Source organism: Streptomyces griseorubiginosus (assembly GCF_001514195.1).
Classification (GTDB): domain Bacteria; phylum Actinomycetota; class Actinomycetes; order Streptomycetales; family Streptomycetaceae; genus Streptomyces; species Streptomyces griseorubiginosus.
This window is the reverse complement of record NZ_KQ948737.1, coordinates 566,546-582,437: the sequence shown is the minus strand read 5'-3', so window position 1 is coordinate 582,437 and position 15,892 is coordinate 566,546. Positions and strand designations below refer to the sequence as shown.

The 15,892-nt window shown below is 71.2% G+C and carries 11 protein-coding genes; 8 read left to right on the top strand and 3 right to left on the bottom strand.

The window, feature by feature from the left end; translation table 11 throughout:
- Positions 1-107 precede the first annotated feature (107 nt).
- Positions 108-4,277: a beta-galactosidase gene (locus AQJ54_RS20960; RefSeq protein WP_062239562.1), complete on the top strand. Its 4,170-nt coding sequence runs from the start codon at positions 108-110 to the stop codon at positions 4,275-4,277.
- An 80-nt stretch (positions 4,278-4,357) separates the two neighbouring features.
- On the opposite strand, the gene AQJ54_RS20955 is transcribed toward AQJ54_RS20960, so the two are convergent.
- The 3 genes from AQJ54_RS20955 to paaK form a co-directional block, all read right to left on the bottom strand.
- Complete coding sequence (locus AQJ54_RS20955) at positions 4,358-4,876, bottom strand: GIY-YIG nuclease family protein (RefSeq protein ID WP_062020030.1); 519 nt, start codon at positions 4,874-4,876, stop codon at positions 4,358-4,360.
- A 100-nt stretch (positions 4,877-4,976) separates the two neighbouring features.
- Entirely contained in the window at positions 4,977-7,595 is a 2,619-nt protein-coding gene (rph, locus tag AQJ54_RS20950) for a rifamycin-inactivating phosphotransferase (protein WP_062239559.1), read from the bottom strand.
- Between the two features lie 214 nt (positions 7,596-7,809).
- Positions 7,810-9,156 carry a phenylacetate--CoA ligase PaaK gene (gene paaK / locus AQJ54_RS20945; protein WP_062239556.1) on the bottom strand — a complete coding sequence of 449 codons (1,347 nt, stop codon included), beginning with the start codon at positions 9,154-9,156 and terminating at the stop codon, positions 7,810-7,812.
- 272 nt (positions 9,157-9,428) lie between these two features.
- Between paaK and AQJ54_RS20940 the strand changes: the two genes are divergently transcribed.
- The 7 genes from AQJ54_RS20940 (at position 9,429) to AQJ54_RS20910 (ending at position 15,886) form a co-directional block, all read left to right on the top strand.
- On the top strand, positions 9,429-10,652 hold the full coding sequence (locus tag AQJ54_RS20940) for a thiolase family protein (RefSeq protein WP_062239553.1): 1,224 nt from the start codon (positions 9,429-9,431) through the stop codon (positions 10,650-10,652).
- A 134-nt stretch (positions 10,653-10,786) separates the two neighbouring features.
- Complete coding sequence (gene paaA, locus AQJ54_RS20935; RefSeq protein ID WP_062020021.1) at positions 10,787-11,851, top strand: 1,2-phenylacetyl-CoA epoxidase subunit PaaA; 1,065 nt, start codon at positions 10,787-10,789, stop codon at positions 11,849-11,851.
- The gene (paaB, locus tag AQJ54_RS20930) at positions 11,848-12,150 is read left to right on the top strand and encodes a 1,2-phenylacetyl-CoA epoxidase subunit PaaB (protein ID WP_062020019.1); all 303 of its coding nucleotides are present in this window, start codon (positions 11,848-11,850) and stop codon (positions 12,148-12,150) included. The genes paaA and paaB overlap by 4 nt, the downstream gene beginning before the upstream one ends.
- A 20-nt stretch (positions 12,151-12,170) precedes the next feature.
- Positions 12,171-13,001 (top strand): 1,2-phenylacetyl-CoA epoxidase subunit PaaC, encoded by an 831-nt coding sequence (gene paaC / locus AQJ54_RS20925; protein WP_062020018.1) that lies wholly within the window; start codon positions 12,171-12,173, stop codon positions 12,999-13,001.
- A gap of 122 nt (positions 13,002-13,123) precedes the next feature.
- Positions 13,124-13,600: a 1,2-phenylacetyl-CoA epoxidase subunit PaaD gene (paaD, locus tag AQJ54_RS20920; protein WP_062240474.1), complete on the top strand. Its 477-nt coding sequence runs from the start codon at positions 13,124-13,126 to the stop codon at positions 13,598-13,600.
- A complete protein-coding gene (gene paaE / locus AQJ54_RS20915; RefSeq protein WP_107121112.1) occupies positions 13,600-14,703 on the top strand; it encodes a 1,2-phenylacetyl-CoA epoxidase subunit PaaE in 1,104 nt (367 codons plus the stop codon). Before paaD ends, paaE begins: the two co-directional genes overlap by 1 nt.
- A 112-nt stretch (positions 14,704-14,815) precedes the next feature.
- Positions 14,816-15,886 carry a YihY/virulence factor BrkB family protein gene (locus tag AQJ54_RS20910; RefSeq protein WP_062020014.1) on the top strand — a complete coding sequence of 357 codons (1,071 nt, stop codon included), beginning with the start codon at positions 14,816-14,818 and terminating at the stop codon, positions 15,884-15,886.
- Positions 15,887-15,892: the final 6 nt, after the last annotated feature.

Here is a 15,892-nt window from a genome sequence, read left to right as displayed (position 1 = left end):
AAGTCATTGTCTTCTTCCGGACCGTTGTGTTGAGTCAACTGCCGCCCTACTGTTCGACTTTGCCTGAGTCTGTTTGATGCTGTTGCCCAGGCCGTAGGGAGGCCGCAGTGCGGAGTGATCGGATCGATTCGGAGACCGCCAGACCGGGACGCCGACGGTGGTGGAGGGCGGTCCTCGCGACCGCCGCGACCATCGCCCTGGCGACGGGCATGATCGCGCCGGCCGCGGCGCAGGAGGCGCAGGGGCCGCCGCCGGCCGCCGCAGCCGCCCCCGACGCCACACCGCACACGGTGACCTACGACGGCTACTCGTTCCTCGTCGACGGCAGGCGCACCTACCTCTGGTCCGGCGAGTTCCACTACTTCCGGCTCCCGAGCCCCGACCTGTGGCGCGACATCTTCCAGAAGATGAAGGCCGCCGGCTTCAACTCGACCTCCCTGTACTTCGACTGGGGCTACCACTCGCCCAAGCCGGGCGTGTACGACTTCACCGGCGTCCGCGACGTCGACAAGCTCCTCGACATGGCCGAGGAGGCGGGTCTCTACGTCATCGCCCGCCCCGCCCCCTACATCAACGCCGAGGTCGACAGCGGCGGCCTGCCCGGCTGGCTGACCACCAAGGCCGAGAACAACCGCAGCGACGACCCGCGCTTCCTGAAGTACGCCGACGAGTGGCTGACGCAGATCGACCGGATCATCGCCCGGCACCAACTCACCAACGGCACCGGCTCGGTCATCGCCTACCAGGTCGAGAACGAGTACTACAACGGCTCCGCGGCCGCCCGCTCCTACATGAAGCACCTGGAGGACAAGGCCCGCGCCGACGGCATCACCGTGCCGCTGACCGGCAACAACAACGGCACCTTCAACTCCGGCGACGGCGCCCTGGACGTGGACGGCCCGGACTCCTATCCGCAGGGCTTCGACTGCTCGAACCCCACCAAGTGGAACGGCGTCCCCGACATCAGCTACGACCACCCGGCCGGAAAGCCCCTGTACTCCCCGGAGTTCCAGGGCGGCGCCTTCGACCCCTGGGGCGGCCCCGGCTACGACAAGTGCGCCCAGCTGATCAACGACCAGTTCGCCGACGTCTTCTACAAGCAGAACATCGCCGTCGGCGCGACCGCGCAGAGCTTCTACATGACGTACGGCGGCACCAACTGGGGCTGGCTGAGCATGCCCCAGAACTACACGTCGTACGACTACGGAGCCGCGATCCGCGAGACCCGCCAGCTCGACCCGAAGTACGACGAGGACAAGCTGATCGGGTACTTCACCCAGGCCGTGGCCCCGCTGACGAAGACGGACGCGATCAGGACCACGCCACCGGACGACTCGGCGATCGTCGACACCGCGCGGATGAACCCCGACACCCGGACGCAGTTCCATGTGCTGCGGCACGGCAACTCCACGTCCACGGCGGTCGACCGGACCCACATCTCCCTCGATTTCAATGCCCAGCCCGCCGGGGACACCACCTACACCTGGGACGACCCCGACTCCGCGCTCCAGTACGCCGGTTCGTGGTCGCACGTGCACGACACGAGCTACACCGGGGGCGACTACAAGCACACCGAGTCGTTCTCCAACAAGGCCGGTGACTCCCTCACCGTCCCCTTCGACGGCACCGCGATCCGCTGGATCGGCTCCAAGACGAACAACCACGGCAACGCCGACGTCTACCTCGATGGCACCAAGGTCGCCACGGTCGACGACTCCGGCAGCGAGAGCCAGGCGGTGATCTTCCAGAGGACCGGCCTGGCACCCGGCGCGCACACGCTGAAGATCGTCGTCACCGGCACCCACGGCTCGGGCTCCACCGACAACTACGTGGCCGTGGACGCCATCGACGTGCCGACCGGTGCCGCCGCCGAGCAGCCGACCTACCCGGTCGTGCCCCAGCAGCCCGGTACCGCGATCACCCTCGACGGCCGCGACTCCCACATCGTCGTCGCCAACTACCGCCTCGGCGAAGCGCAGTTGCAGTACTCGACCTCCGAGCTCATGACCGACGCCACCATCGGCGACCGGGACGTCGCCGTCCTCTACGGCGACACGGACAGCGACGGCGAGACGGTTCTGCGGTACTCCTCCGAGCCGACCGTGACCGCCACGGGCGGTGCGGTCACCAGCACGTGGGACGCCACCACCGGCGATCTCCGGCTCAACTACACCCACAAGGGCCTGATCCGCGTCAGCGTCACCGCCGCTGGACAGCGCCCGCTGCTGCTCCTCGTGGGCGACAAGGCCACGGCGAAGACCTTCTGGCGCCAGGACACCGCGACCGGCCCGGTCCTCGTCCGCGGCACCCATCTGCTGCGCACGGCGACCAGCCTCGACAAGGGCCGTACCGTGGCGCTCACCGGCGACAACGCCGACGACAAGAACATCGAGGTGTTCACCTCCGCGGCCCGCGTCACCTGGAACGGCCGACCGGTGAAGACGGCAGCCGGCCAAAGCCTCACGGGGCAGATCGCCACCGCCGCCGCCATCCACCTGCCCACGCTGACGAACTGGAAGCACGCCGAGGAGTCCCCGGAAGCGGCCCCCGGCTTCGACGACACCAGCTGGCAGGTGGCCGACAGGACGACCACCAACAGCGTCTCCGGCATCAACAAGCTGCCGGTCCTCTACGCCGACGACTACGGCTTCCACACCGGCAACACCTGGTACCGCGGCCGCTTCCGCGCCACCGGCAAGGAGAACGGCGTCCACCTGGTGTCCGACTCCGGCGGCGGAGCGCAGGCGTTCTCCGCCTGGCTCAACGGCACCTTCCTCGGCAGCTCCACCACCGGCAGCGCCGACTTCGCCTTCCCGGCCGGCTCGGTCAGGTCCGACGGCGACAACGTCCTCTCCGTGCTCACCGTCAACATGGGCCACGAGGAGGACTACAACTCCACCAACGGCAACAAGACCGCACGCGGTCTCACCAGCGCTTCCCTGGTCGGAGCCCCGCTGACCTCCGTCACCTGGCGCCTGCAGGGCGTACGCGGCGGTGAGGACCTCCAGGACACCGTACGCGGCCCCCTCTCGACGGGCGGCCTCTACGGCGAGCGGGCGGGCTGGTCGCTGCCCGGCTACCCGGACGCCAAGTGGAGCAGGGTCTCCCTGCCGACGACCGACACCCGCCCCGGCGTCTCCTGGTACCGCACCGACGTCAGCCTGGACCTCCCACGCGGCCAGGACACCTCGCTCGGCCTGACGTTCACCGACGACCCGGCACGCAAGTACCGGGCCACCCTCTTCGTCAACGGCTGGCAGGTCGGCAACTACGTCAACTACCTCGGCCCGCAGCACAGCTTTCCCGTCCCCAACGGCATCCTGAACCCCGACGGCCGCAACAGCATCGCCATCGCGGTGTGGAACCTGGACGGCAGCACCGGCGGCCTCGGCAAGGTCGCGCTGACCGACTACGGCAGCTACGCCTCCTCCCTGCGGGTCACGCAGAACGACAGCCCGCGCTACGACGCCCGGACGTACGCGATGCCCAAGCGCCCGGGAGTGGACGTCACCCTCGCCGTGCCCGACACCGCCCAGCCGGGAGAGGCCTTTACGGCCGCCACGACCGTCGCGGTGCCGAAGGGCGGGCGTCAGGCGTCCGACCTGACGGTCGCGCTCTCCGCCCCCGACGGCTGGAACGTCAGCGCCACCGGCCCGACCTCCCTCAAGCGCCTGCGACCCGGCACCTCGGCGACCGTGACCTGGAAGGTCCAGCCGCCGACGGGGGAGCTGCCCTCCGCCTCGGCACTCACCACCACCGTGCGCTACGTGCAGGACGGACGGTCGGCCACCGGCACCGACGAACGGATCGTCGGCGGCATCCCACCGGCTCCACCGGCCGGCAAGGACGCGGTGAGCGACCTGCCCTTCCTGTCCTCGACCAACGGCTGGGGGCCGGTCGAGCGGGACAGCAGCGTCGGCGAGCAGGCGGCCGGGGACGGCCGTCCGATCAGCATCGCCGGCGTGACCTACGCCAAGGGCCTCGGCACCAACTCGCTCAGTGACGTCCAGCTCTATCTCGCCGGAAAATGCACACGGTTGACGGCGGACGTGGGCGTCGACGACGAGACCGGCGGGGCCGGAACCGTCACCTTCTCCGTGGTCGCCGACGGCAAGACCCTGGTGACGACGCCGACGATCCGCGGCAGACAGGCCGCCGTGCCGATCGACGTCGACGTCAGCGGCGCCCAGGTGGTCGACCTCAAGGTCGGCGACGCCGGGGACGGCAACGGCAACGACCACGGCGACTGGGGGACACCGACCCTGACGTGCGGCTGAGGGCCGTAGGAAAGGACGAAGAGCCGACCGCACGAGCGGTCGGCCCTTCGTCGGCGTCACGCGGGACCAACTGCCGGAGGTCACGGTCCGGCCTGCCGTTTCGGCCTGGCGGGACAGGGCCCAGCCGCCTCGGCCGCGGCGATCTCCTCGGTGAGTCCCGCGATCGTTGCCTTCGCCGAGGCGATGCCCCGCACCAGGAGCCGCAGATGCGTCGTCGACTCCGGTACGGCCGCCTCGAACTCCGCCAGCCGCCGCCGCTGCGCCGAGAGCAGGGCCCTGAGCCGGGCCACCGGGTCAGGCGGCGGGGGAGGGACGGTCCCGTTGAAGACCACGTTGTACAAGGGACGTTCGGCCTGGACGGTGTCGCGTTCGGCGGCCTCCGCGTGGTCGGGGTAGTCGATGCGGACGGCGATGACGCGCGGACCCCAGGGCTGGTCCCGCAGATGGGTGCGGATGCGGGTGAGCGGGCTGGTGGTGATGCCGACGTACAGCAGCCCTTCGAGGCCGTAGAGGCGGTACAGGGCGGTGCGGCCCGCCGCGTGCAGGCCGCCTTCCTCGTCGAACAGGCCGCGCAGGAACTGGGTGTCGACGTCCTTCACGGCACGGCCCCCCTCGACCAGGCGCCCACGGTGGCTGACCCGGCCGGCGCGACGCGCCGGCCGTCCACCCACCACGCTCCCACGAGGGTCTGACATCAGGTCAGGACAGGATCTCCACGTACCCGTCGGTGCCGTGCACACGGATCCGCTGCCCGTCCCGGATCAGCCGGGTGGCCCCCTCGACGCCGACCACCGCGGGCAGGCCGTACTCGCGGGCGACCACCGCGCCGTGGGTCATCAGCCCGCCCACCTCCGTCACCAGGCCCGCGATGCCGACGAACAGCGGTGACCAACTGGGGTCGGTGAAGGAGGTGACCAGGATGTCGCCCGCTTCGAGATCGGCGTCGGCCATGTCGAGGACGACGCGGGCCCGGCCCTCGACCGTCCCGGCGGACACCGCCAGACCGGCGAGCGAACCGTCCGGCACGTCGTCACGCCGGTACGCCCCGCTGACGGCCTCGCCGTCCGAGGTCAGCACCCTGGGCGGGGTGAGCGCCTGGTACGTCCGGAAGGTCTCCTTGCGCTCCTCGACGAGCCGGTGGTCCACCTCGTTCGAGCGCACCGCGGCCTCGAACTCCTCGAGGGTCAGGTAGAAGCAGTCGTCCCGCTCGGCCAGCACACCCGCCCGCACCAGCCGTTCGGCCTCCGCCGTCAGCGCCTGCTTGTAGACGAAGTAGCGGCTGATGATGTTGTACTTCGGGTACTCCCGGTAGCCGATGAAGGTGCGGACCCGGTCGATCATCCGCTTGGTCTCCTCGGCCTTCCGCTCCCCGTCCGGCAGGGTGCGCAGCCGGGACAGCACCTCCTGCTCCTTCCGCTCGGCCTTCAGCCGGCCCTCCTCGAAACGCCGCCGGGCGGCGCCCGGTCCGAAGTTCCTGACGTTGTCGAGGATCACGGGCACGAGGGTGGTGGGGCGCTCACGCCAGCGCGGCCTCGTGATGTCGATCTCGCCGACACAGCGCATGCCGTAGCGGTCGAGGTAGGCCTCGATGGCGTCGCGCGCCTCCGTGCCGCCCGGGAGCTTCGGCAGCTCGTCCAGGAAGCCCTCGTCCTCGACGCCCTGGAGGAACTCGACCACCTCCGGACGCGCCCGGACCACGTCCGCGACGTCCAGCAGCGCCAGGCCCATCTCCGAGGTGATGTTGTCGGGAGCGGAGAGCGTGAGCGTGTCCGCCGCGTTCTTCTCGCCCAGCCACTCGTGGAGCTTCTCGTTGAGCCACCACGTGGCCTCCATGCCCGCCATGATCACCGGGAGGTTCTGCGGATCGGCGAGGACCCGCTTGTGCTCCACGAAGGCCTCCCGCAGGAAGTCGAACAGCTCCGGCCCCGACTTCGTCCGGATGTCACGCTCCAGGGCGGCGACGGAGGCCTTGCTGCGTTCGATCAGTCCCGTCACGATCGCCGGATCGGTCTCGATCGGTGCGGGTGCGGGTGCGGGTGCGGGTGCGGGGGAGCCGTTCGGCCCCGCTTCCGGCGGTGCGTCCGGGAGCGGCAGGACGAAGTCGTCGCGGTCGAGGACGCTCTCCAGCGCGTCCCTGACCAGCGGGTCGCCCTTCCCCATCAGGTCCAGGAGCGCGGCCCGGCTCGCGGGCGCGGCCAGCCGCCGGGTGACGTCGACGAACAGCCTTCCGCCCGCCTCCGCCATCGGCACCATGGCCGTCCGCCGCCAGGTGGAGAGCCCCAGCGGCTTCATGGCGTCGGTCATCATCTGCTGATGGCCGACGGAGACGTAGATGTGGTTCTCCCGGTCGGCACTGGCCGGGACGGGGAACAGCGTGGTGATGGGCCGGCTCTGCACGATGTGGAAGCCGTCGTCGGTCAGGCACCACTCGATGTCCTGGGGGCGGCCGAAGCGGTCCTCGACGACCCGCCCGAGCCGTACGAGCTCGACCGCCTGGGCGTCCGTCAGCGCGGGCTGCTCCTGGCGGGCCGCGTCGACGGCCGTCTCCTGCGTGCCGCCGTCCGGCAGGGCCAGTACGGCACGCTGCTTGACGGCGATCGTCCGGGAGACCACCTCACCGTCGCGCACCTTGAAGACGTCCGGGTTCACCAGGCCGGAGACCAGCGCCTCGCCGAGGCCGAAGCCGGCGTCCACGGTGGCCACCCTCCGGTTGCCCGTGACGGGGTCGGCCGTGAACAGGATGCCGGACGCCTGCGGGAAGACCATCTTCTGCACGACCACCGCCATGTGGACCGCACGGTGGTCGATGCCGTTGCGCCGGCGGTACGTCACGGCCCGCTCCGTGAACAGGGACGCCCAGCACCGGCGGACGTGCCGGAGGATCTCCACCGGCCCGACGACGTTCAGGTAGGTGTCCTGCTGGCCGGCGAAGGAGGCGGACGGCAGGTCCTCCGCCGTCGCGCTGGAGCGGACCGCGCAGGCCTCCTGCTCGCCGAGCCGGGCGAGCGCGCCGGTGATCGCGCCGGCGATGTCGTCCGGGACGGCGATCTCCTCGATGGCCCGGCGGATTTCCGCACTGAGCGTGCGGATCGCCTCCCGGTCGTCGGGGTCCGCGTCCGCCAGCCGATCGAGCCGACCGTCGATCCACGGCCCTGCGGCCATGAACCGCCGGAAGGCGTCCGTCGTCACACAGAAACCGTCCGGCACCCGCACGCCCTCGATCCGCGACAGCTCCCCCAGATGCGCGCCCTTGCCGCCCACCAGGGCGACCTGGCTCCGGTCGATCTCCTGAAGAGCCGACACGTACTGCTCGCTCATCGCGTTCCCCCCGGGACAGTCGTGGTCCGTTGCGTAGTCACACGCACGTAGCGCCCTCATTTCCGCAGGTAGTGGCCTCGGCCGAAGATTCTGCGCCGTACCCGGGGCCTTGCCGCAAGCCCCCCTGTGCGCTATAACTTGAGACAGGCAAGGAGAGCACTCTCCTTGCCTTTGCCGTTTCCTGCGGTGAGTTGGTGCGCCGCGGGCCCGCTGGTCAGGTCTCGCGGAGGTCCTTCACGCGACGCAGTTTGCCGAGGGAACGCTCCAGGGTGTCCGGGTCGACGATCGCGACGTCCACGGTGATCCCCACCCCGTCCTTGACGCCCTGGGCGATCGAGCGTGCGGCGGCCTCCCGCGTGTCGTCGGCGGTGCCGGGGCGGGCCTCGACGCGGACGGTCATGCGGTCCAGCCGCTCGCGCCGGGACAGTTCGATCCGGAAGTGCGGGGCGACCCCCGGGGTGCGCAGCACGATCTCCTCGATCTGGCTCGGGAAGACGTTCACCCCGCGCAGGATGACCATGTCGTCGCTGCGGCCGGTGATCTTCTCGATACGGCGGAACGCGGGCCGTGCGGTGCCGGGCAGCAGCCGGGTCAGGTCCCGGGTGCGGTACCGGACGATCGGCAGCGCCTCCTTGGTGAGAGAGGTGAAGACCAGCTCGCCCTCCTCGCCCTCGGGCAGGCTCTCGCCGGTGATCGGGTCGACGACCTCGGGGTAGAAATGGTCCTCCCACACGTGCAGACCGTCCTTGGTCTCCACGCACTCCTGGGCGACACCGGGGCCGATCACCTCGGACAGGCCGTATATGTCGACGGCGTGGAGGTCCATGCGCTCCTCGATCTCCCGGCGCATCTCCTCCGTCCACGGTTCGGCGCCGAAGAGGCCCACCCGCAGGGAGGTGGACCGCGGGTCGACGCCCTGCCGCTCGAACTCGTCGAGCAGGGTGAGCATGTAGGAGGGGGTGACCATGATGATCTCGGGCCGGAAGTCCTGGATGATCTGCACCTGGCGCGCGGTCATCCCGCCCGAGGCGGGGATCACCGTGCAGCCGGCCCGCTCGGCGCCGTAGTGGGCGCCCAGGCCGCCGGTGAACAGGCCGTAGCCGTAGGAGATGTGCACCTTGTGGCCGGGACGGCCGCCGGCGGCGCGGATCGAGCGGGCGACCATGTCGGCCCACATCGACAGGTCGTTCTCGGTGTAACCGACCACGGTGGGGCGGCCGGTGGTGCCGCTGGAGGCGTGGACGCGGCGGACCTGGTCCATGGGGACGGCGAACATGCCGAACGGGTAGGTGTCGCGCAGATCGGCCTTCGTGGTGAAGGGGAAGCGGGCCAGGTCGTCGAGCGTCCGGCAGTCCTCGGGGGCGAGGCCGGCCTCGTCGAACTTTTTGCGGTACGACTCGACGTTGTCGTAGGCGTGCCGCAGGGTCGTGCGCAGCCGGCTCAGCTGGAGGGCGCGCAGCTCGTCGAGGGACAGGCGCTCGCCGTCGTCGAGCAGGTGGTCGGGAAGCGGCTCCCCCCGGCGGGCGGGGGGCGTGGCCGGGCTCTGGCGCTCGCTGGTCATGGCTGCGACTCCTTGGTCCTGGAACCGGTACGGCGGCTGCGCCCGCGGAACGCGACGATCACCGCGTCACCTCGCAGAACGCGCGTGACGTGGATGCCGTTCCGGCTGACCCGACTGCGTGGTGACAGTGCCGGCGAGGAGGAACGGGTGGCCGTGTCCGCCGTCGCGGCAGAACCTGGCGTGCGGGACCGAGGGCGCTCATGTGCACCATCTTGTCACCCGACCGAACATTCGGTTAGCTTGCGGCACGGTCCACGCAGAGGAGTCCGCCCATGTCCGACGAGGTTTATCTGATCGACGGCGCCCGCACCCCGCAGGGCCGCTACGGCGGTGCCCTGGCCGCCGTCCGCCCCGACGACCTGGCCGCCCTCGTCGTGGGAGAGGCGCTGCGGCGCTCCGGGGCGCCTGCCGAAGCGGTGGACGAGGTGATCCTGGGCGCCGCCAACCAGGCCGGCGAGGACAACCGGGACGTGGCCCGCATGGCGGTGCTGCTGGCCGGACTCCCGCACACCGTGCCCGGCTACACCGTCAACCGGCTCTGCGCGTCGGGCCTGACCGCGGTCGCCTCCGCCGCCCAGGCGATCCGTGCCGGGGAGGCGGACATGGTCGTCGCCGGGGGAGTGGAGTCGATGACCAGGGCCCCCTGGGTGATGGCGAAGCCCGGCACCCCCTGGGCCAAGCCGGGGGAGGTGCACGACACCTCCCTGGGCTGGCGCTTCACCAACCCGCGCTTCACGGCCGCCGACCGGGCCGTGCCCGCGGACGCCGGGCCCGAGGCGGTGAAGGTGACGCTGTCTATGGGCGAGACCGCCGAGGAGGTCGCCGCGCTCGACGGCATCACCCGTGCCGACTCCGACGCCTTCGCCCTGCGCAGCCACCAGCGGGCCCTCGTGGCCCAGGCGGCCGGGCGCTTCGACCGGGAGATCGTGCCGGTCCCGGTGAAGGACGGCGAGGTCACCCGGGACGAGGGGCCGCGTCCCGGCACCACGCTGGAGAAGCTGGGCACGCTGCGTACCGTCTTCCGCGCGGACGGCATCGTGACCGCGGGCTCCTCCTCGCCGCTGTCGGACGGGGCGGCCGCGCTGGTGGTGGCGAGCGCGGCGGCCGTGGAGCGGTACGGGCTCGTCCCGCGCGCCCGGATCGTCACCTCCGCCTCGGCCGGCGTCCAGCCGAACCTCATGGGCCTCGGACCGGTGCCCGCCACCGAGAAGGCCCTCGCCCGAGCCGGGTGGCAGACCGCGGACCTGGGCGCGATCGAGCTGAACGAGGCGTTCGCCGCGCAGGCTCTCGCCGTCGTCCGCCGTCTGAAGCTGGACGAGGAGAAGGTCAACGCCGACGGCGGGGCGATCGCCCTGGGGCATCCCCTCGGCTGCTCGGGCGCGCGCATCCTGCTCACGCTGCTGGGCCGACTCGAACGCGAGGACGCCCGCAGGGGGCTCGCCACGCTGTGCGTCGGCGTGGGGCAGGGCGTCGCCATGCTGGTGGAGCGCGTCTGAGACGCTTCGAGCGGCCGGTGTTGGGGGGCGTCCGCGCTGGTGGGGTGCCTTCTGTGAAGGTCGTCGGAGGCACTGGTAGCGCGGCGGAAACCATCGTACAATTGGCCGAACGAACGGTCGGTTGGGGAGAGTCCATGACAGACGCACAGGCCGGTCCGGCGGGGCCCGCCGAACCGGAGCTCCACAGGCACTTCGACGCGACGATCGCCCGCGACCAGCGCATCGAGCCGCGCGACTGGATGCCCGACGGCTACCGCAACACGCTGATCCGCCAGATCGCCCAGCACGCCCACTCGGAGATCATCGGCATGCAGCCGGAGGGCGAGTGGATCACCCGCGCACCCTCGCTGCGCCGCAAGGCGATCCTGTTCGCGAAGGTCCAGGACGAGGCCGGGCACGGCCTGTACCTGTACTCGGCCGCCGAGACCCTCGGCGCGGACCGCGCGGACCTCACCGAGCGGCTGATCGCGGGCCGTCAGAAGTACTCGTCGATCTTCAACTACCCGACGCCGACCTTCGCCGACGTCGGCGTGATCGGCTGGTTCGTGGACGGCGCCGCCATCTGCAACCAGGTGCCGCTGTGCCGCAGTTCCTACGGCCCCTACGCGCGCGCGATGGTGCGGATCTGCAAGGAGGAGTCCTTCCACCAGCGGCAGGGCTACGAACTGCTGATGACCATGATGCGCGGCACCGACGCCCAGCGGGAGATGGTCCAGGACGCGGTGAACCGCTGGTGGTGGCCGTCCCTCATGATGTTCGGCCCGCCCGACGACAACTCCCCCAACTCGGCGGCCTCCATGGCCTGGAAGATCAAGCGGCACAGCAACGACGAGCTGCGGCAGCGCTTCGTCGACATGACCGTGCCGCAGGCCGAGAAGCTCGGCGTGACCCTGCCCGACCCGGAGCTGCGGTGGAACGAGGAACGCGGCCGGCACGACTTCGGCACCCCCGACTGGGACGAGCTGATGCGGGTCATCAAGGGCGGCGGACCGTGCAACGCGCAGCGCGTCGAACGGCGTCGCAGCGCCCACGAGGACGGCGCCTGGGTACGGCAGGCGGCCGCGGCCCACGCGGCGAAACAGCAGGCACGCGCGGCCGGGCGGCAGACACCCGGGCCCGGGCGGCAGACCCCGGCGGCCGAGCAGCAGACCCCCGCGGCCGAGCGGTCGACGGACGCGCACGAAGGAGCGGCGGTATGAGCGACGAGCAGGCGACCAGGGCGAACTGGCCGCTGTACGAGATCTTCGTACGCGGCAAGCGCGGGCTGAACCACGTCCACGTGGGCTCGCTGCACGCGGCCGACGACCGGATGGCCCTCACCCACGCCCGCGACCTGTACACGCGGCGCAACGAGGGAGTGAGCATCTGGGCCGTGCGCTCGGAGCACATCGCGGCCTCCACGCGCGACGAGAAGGACCCCTTCTTCGAGCCCAGCGCCGACAAGGTGTACCGCCACCCCACCTTCTACGACATCCCCGACGACGTCCCGCACATCTAGTCCCGCACCGAGGAACAGGCATGAGTGACGACCACGTCTACATGACCCTCGCCGAGGGACACGACGACAGCGACGCCCGGTGGGCGTTCGGCACCGGCTTCGAGGACCCCCTGCACGGCGTGGACACCACCGTCCCGGCCGGTGTCGACCGGGAGGACCTCGCCGCGCTGTGCCTCGCGCTCGGCGACGACGCCCTCGTCTCGGCGCAGCGGCTCGCCGAGTGGACCACCCGCGCGCCCGAACTGGAGGAGGAGGTGGCCCTGGCCAACATCGGCCTCGACCTCCTCGGCCAGGCCCGCCTGCTGTACGCCCGCTGCGGCCAGGCCGACGGCACCGGCCGCGGCGAGGACGCCTACGCGTACTTCCGGGACCCCGACGACTTCCGCAACGTACGCCTCGCCGAACTGCCCAACGGGGACTTCGCGTTCAGTGTCGTCCGGCTGCTGGTGCTGTCCAGCTGGCGGCTCGCGCACTTCGAGCGGCTGACGCGGGATCCGGACCCGGTGCTCGCCGCCGTCGCCGCCAAGGGCGTCAAGGAGCTGGCGTACCACCGGCAGTGGGCCGCCGAATGGGCCGTACGGCTCGGTGACGGCACCGAGGAGTCGCGGCGCCGTACTCAGGCGGCTCTGGGTCAAGTCGCGCCCTACCTGGGCGAGTTGTTCTCGGCGTTCGACGTGCGGGACGAGGTGGTCGCCGTTCTCGGGCAGGTGACGGAGGCGGCCGGACTGAGCATGCCCGCCTGGCAGCCGCTGCCCGGGCGGGGCCGTGAGGGGCGCCACACCGAGCATCTCGCGCCGCTGCTGGCCGAGTTGCAGTCCGTGGCCAGGGCGCATCCGGGGGCGACGTGGTGACCGCCTCGTCTGCGTCAATCGCGTCGACCGCCTTGACCGCGTCGACCGCCTCGGCTGCGTCGACCGAGTCGACCCCGTCGACCGTCTCGGCCGCTTTTACCGACGCGGGGCGCGCCAGGCAGATCGCCTCGACGGTTCCGGACCCCGAACTGCCCATGCTCACCCTGGCCGACCTCGGGGTGCTGCGTGACGTCGAGGTCGGGGCGGACGGGACGGTGGTCGCGACCCTCACCCCGACCTACTCCGGCTGCCCGGCGATGGCCGAGATGCGTGCCGCGGTGGCCGCCCGGCTGTCGGACGCCGGGTACGCGCGCGTGGAGATCCGCACCCTGCTGGACCCGCCCTGGACCACCGACTGGATCAGCCCCGAGGGGCGCCGCAAGCTCGCCGAGCACGGCATCGCCCCGCCCGGCCCCGCACCCCGGCCCGCGCCCGGCCCGGTACCGCTGGTGCTGTCCCCGACCCGGCGCGAGGTGGCCTGCCCGCTCTGCGGCTCGGCGGACACCGAGGAGACCTCCCGGTTCGGCGCCACCTCCTGCAAGGCCCTGTGGCGCTGCCGCGCCTGCCGCGAGCCGTTCGAGTACGTCAAGGAGATCTGATGGAGGACCTGTTGAGCCCCGCCCCGGTCCGGGCACCGCGCCGCCGGCCCGCGTTCCACGCGCTGCGGGTGGCCGAGGTGCGGCGGCTCTGCGAGGACGCGGCCACCGTCGCCTTCGAGATCCCCGACGAACTGTCCGAGGAGTTCGCCTTCGCCCCCGGACAGTCGCTCACCCTGCGCCGCCGCGTCGACGGACGGGACGAGCGGCGGTCGTACTCCATCTGCGCCCCGGCCGGCACCCCGCCGCGCATCGGTGTGCGGGAGGTGCCCGGCGGTCTGTTCTCGTCCTGGCTGGTGCGCGAGGTCGCGCCCGGAGATGTCGTCGAGGTCATGGCACCGACCGGCGCCTTCACCCCGGACCTCGCCACTCCCGGCCACCACGTCCTGATCGCCGCCGGTTCCGGCATCACCCCGATGCTGTCCATCGCCGAATCGGTCCTCGCCGCCGACGACCGCTCCCGGGTCACCCTCTTCTACGGCAACCGCCGCACCGACTCTGTGATGTTCGCCGACGAACTCGCCGACCTGAAGGACCTCCACCCCACCCGCTTCCAGCTCGCGCACGTCCTCTCCCGCGAGCCGCGCGAGGCCGAGGTGCTCTCCGGCCGCCTGGACGCCGAGCGGCTCACCGCGCTCGTCGACGCACTGGTGGACGTCGGCTCGGCCGACCACTGGTGGCTGTGCGGCCCGCACGGCATGGTCCGCGACGCGCTGCGCGTGCTCACCGACCTCAAGGTCCCCGCCGACCGCGTCCACCAGGAACTCTTCTACGCCGACGACGAGCCGGTGCGCGAGGTCCGCCACGAGGACGCCACCACCGAGGGCCCCGTCAGCCAGGTCACCATCACCCTCGACGGCCGCTCCACCACCGGCGCCCTCTCCCGCGCCCGCAGCATCCTGGACGGCGCCCAGAAGACCCGCCCCGACCTGCCGTTCGCCTGCAAGGGCGGAGTCTGCGGCACCTGCCGCGCCCTGGTCACGGAAGGCGAGGCCGACATGCGCCGCAACTACGCCCTGGAACCCGCCGAGGTCGACGCGGGCTACGTCCTGACCTGCCAGTCCTTCCCCGCCTCGGAGACACTGACGGTCGACTACGACAGCTGACCCCTTGCCGGGAGGGTTGATTTGCCGATGCGCGGAAGACGACCTGCACCTGCCCCATGCGAAGAAAGACGATTCGACGCGTAGGCGGCGGCGACGGGGTTACCCGACGGGCATGGCGAGGCTGCATCTTCCAGGACACAAGGCGGATCACGACGAGGTCGAGGCTGAGGCCGAGGACCGAAGGACTCCGGCGCCCGAGGAGGCCGGGCCGGGGCCCGAGGTGGAGCGCGACGCACCCGACACTCCGACCCGGCTGCCCCGACGAGCATGGGGCGGGGTCTTCAAAGGGGCCGTGCGCGAGTTCAAGGACGACGAGCTGACCGACCGCGCGGCCGCCCTCACGTACTACGGCGTGCTGTCGCTGTTCCCGGCCCTGCTGGTCCTGGTGTCCCTGCTGGGCCTGACCGGCAAGTCGGCCACCGACAAGGTGCTCGACAACCTCAGGCAGCTCACCCCCGGCTCGGCCCGCGACATCATCACCCGGGCCGTCGAACAACTTCAGGGCAACGCCGGCACCGGCTCCCTCATGGCGATCGTGGGCCTGGTGCTGGCGGTCTGGTCGGCCTCCGGCTACATCGCGGCGTTCATCCGCGCCGCGAACCGGGTGTACGACATGCCCGAGGGGCGCCCGGTCTGGAAGATCCTTCCTCTCCGGGTGGCGCTCACGGTCGTGTTGATGATCCTCGCCGTGGCCAGCGCCCTGATCGTCGTCTTCACCGGCGGCATCGCCCGCCAGGCCGGCAGCGCCCTCGGGATCGGGGACGCGGCACTGACGGTGTGGGCGATCGCCAAGTGGCCGGTCCTCGTCGTCCTGGTCACCCTCATGATCGCCCTCCTCTACTGGGCCGCCCCCAACGCCAAGGTCAAGGGCTTCCGTTGGATCACCCCGGGCAGCCTCCTGGCCCTGTTGATCTGGATGATCGCCTCCGCGGGCTTCGCGTTCTACGTGGCCAACTTCGCCTCGTACAACAAGACCTACGGCACCATGGCCGGCGTCATCGTCTTCCTCGTGTGGCTGTGGATCACCAACCTGGCCATCCTGCTCGGCCTGGAGTTCGACGCGGAGAGCGTCCGGCAGCGGGCGATCGTCGGTGGCCTGCCCCCGGACAAGGAGCCGTACACCGAACCGCGGGACACGCGGACGTGGACCGAGGAGGACGTCCGTAGGCTGGACGAGACCTGACTCCTG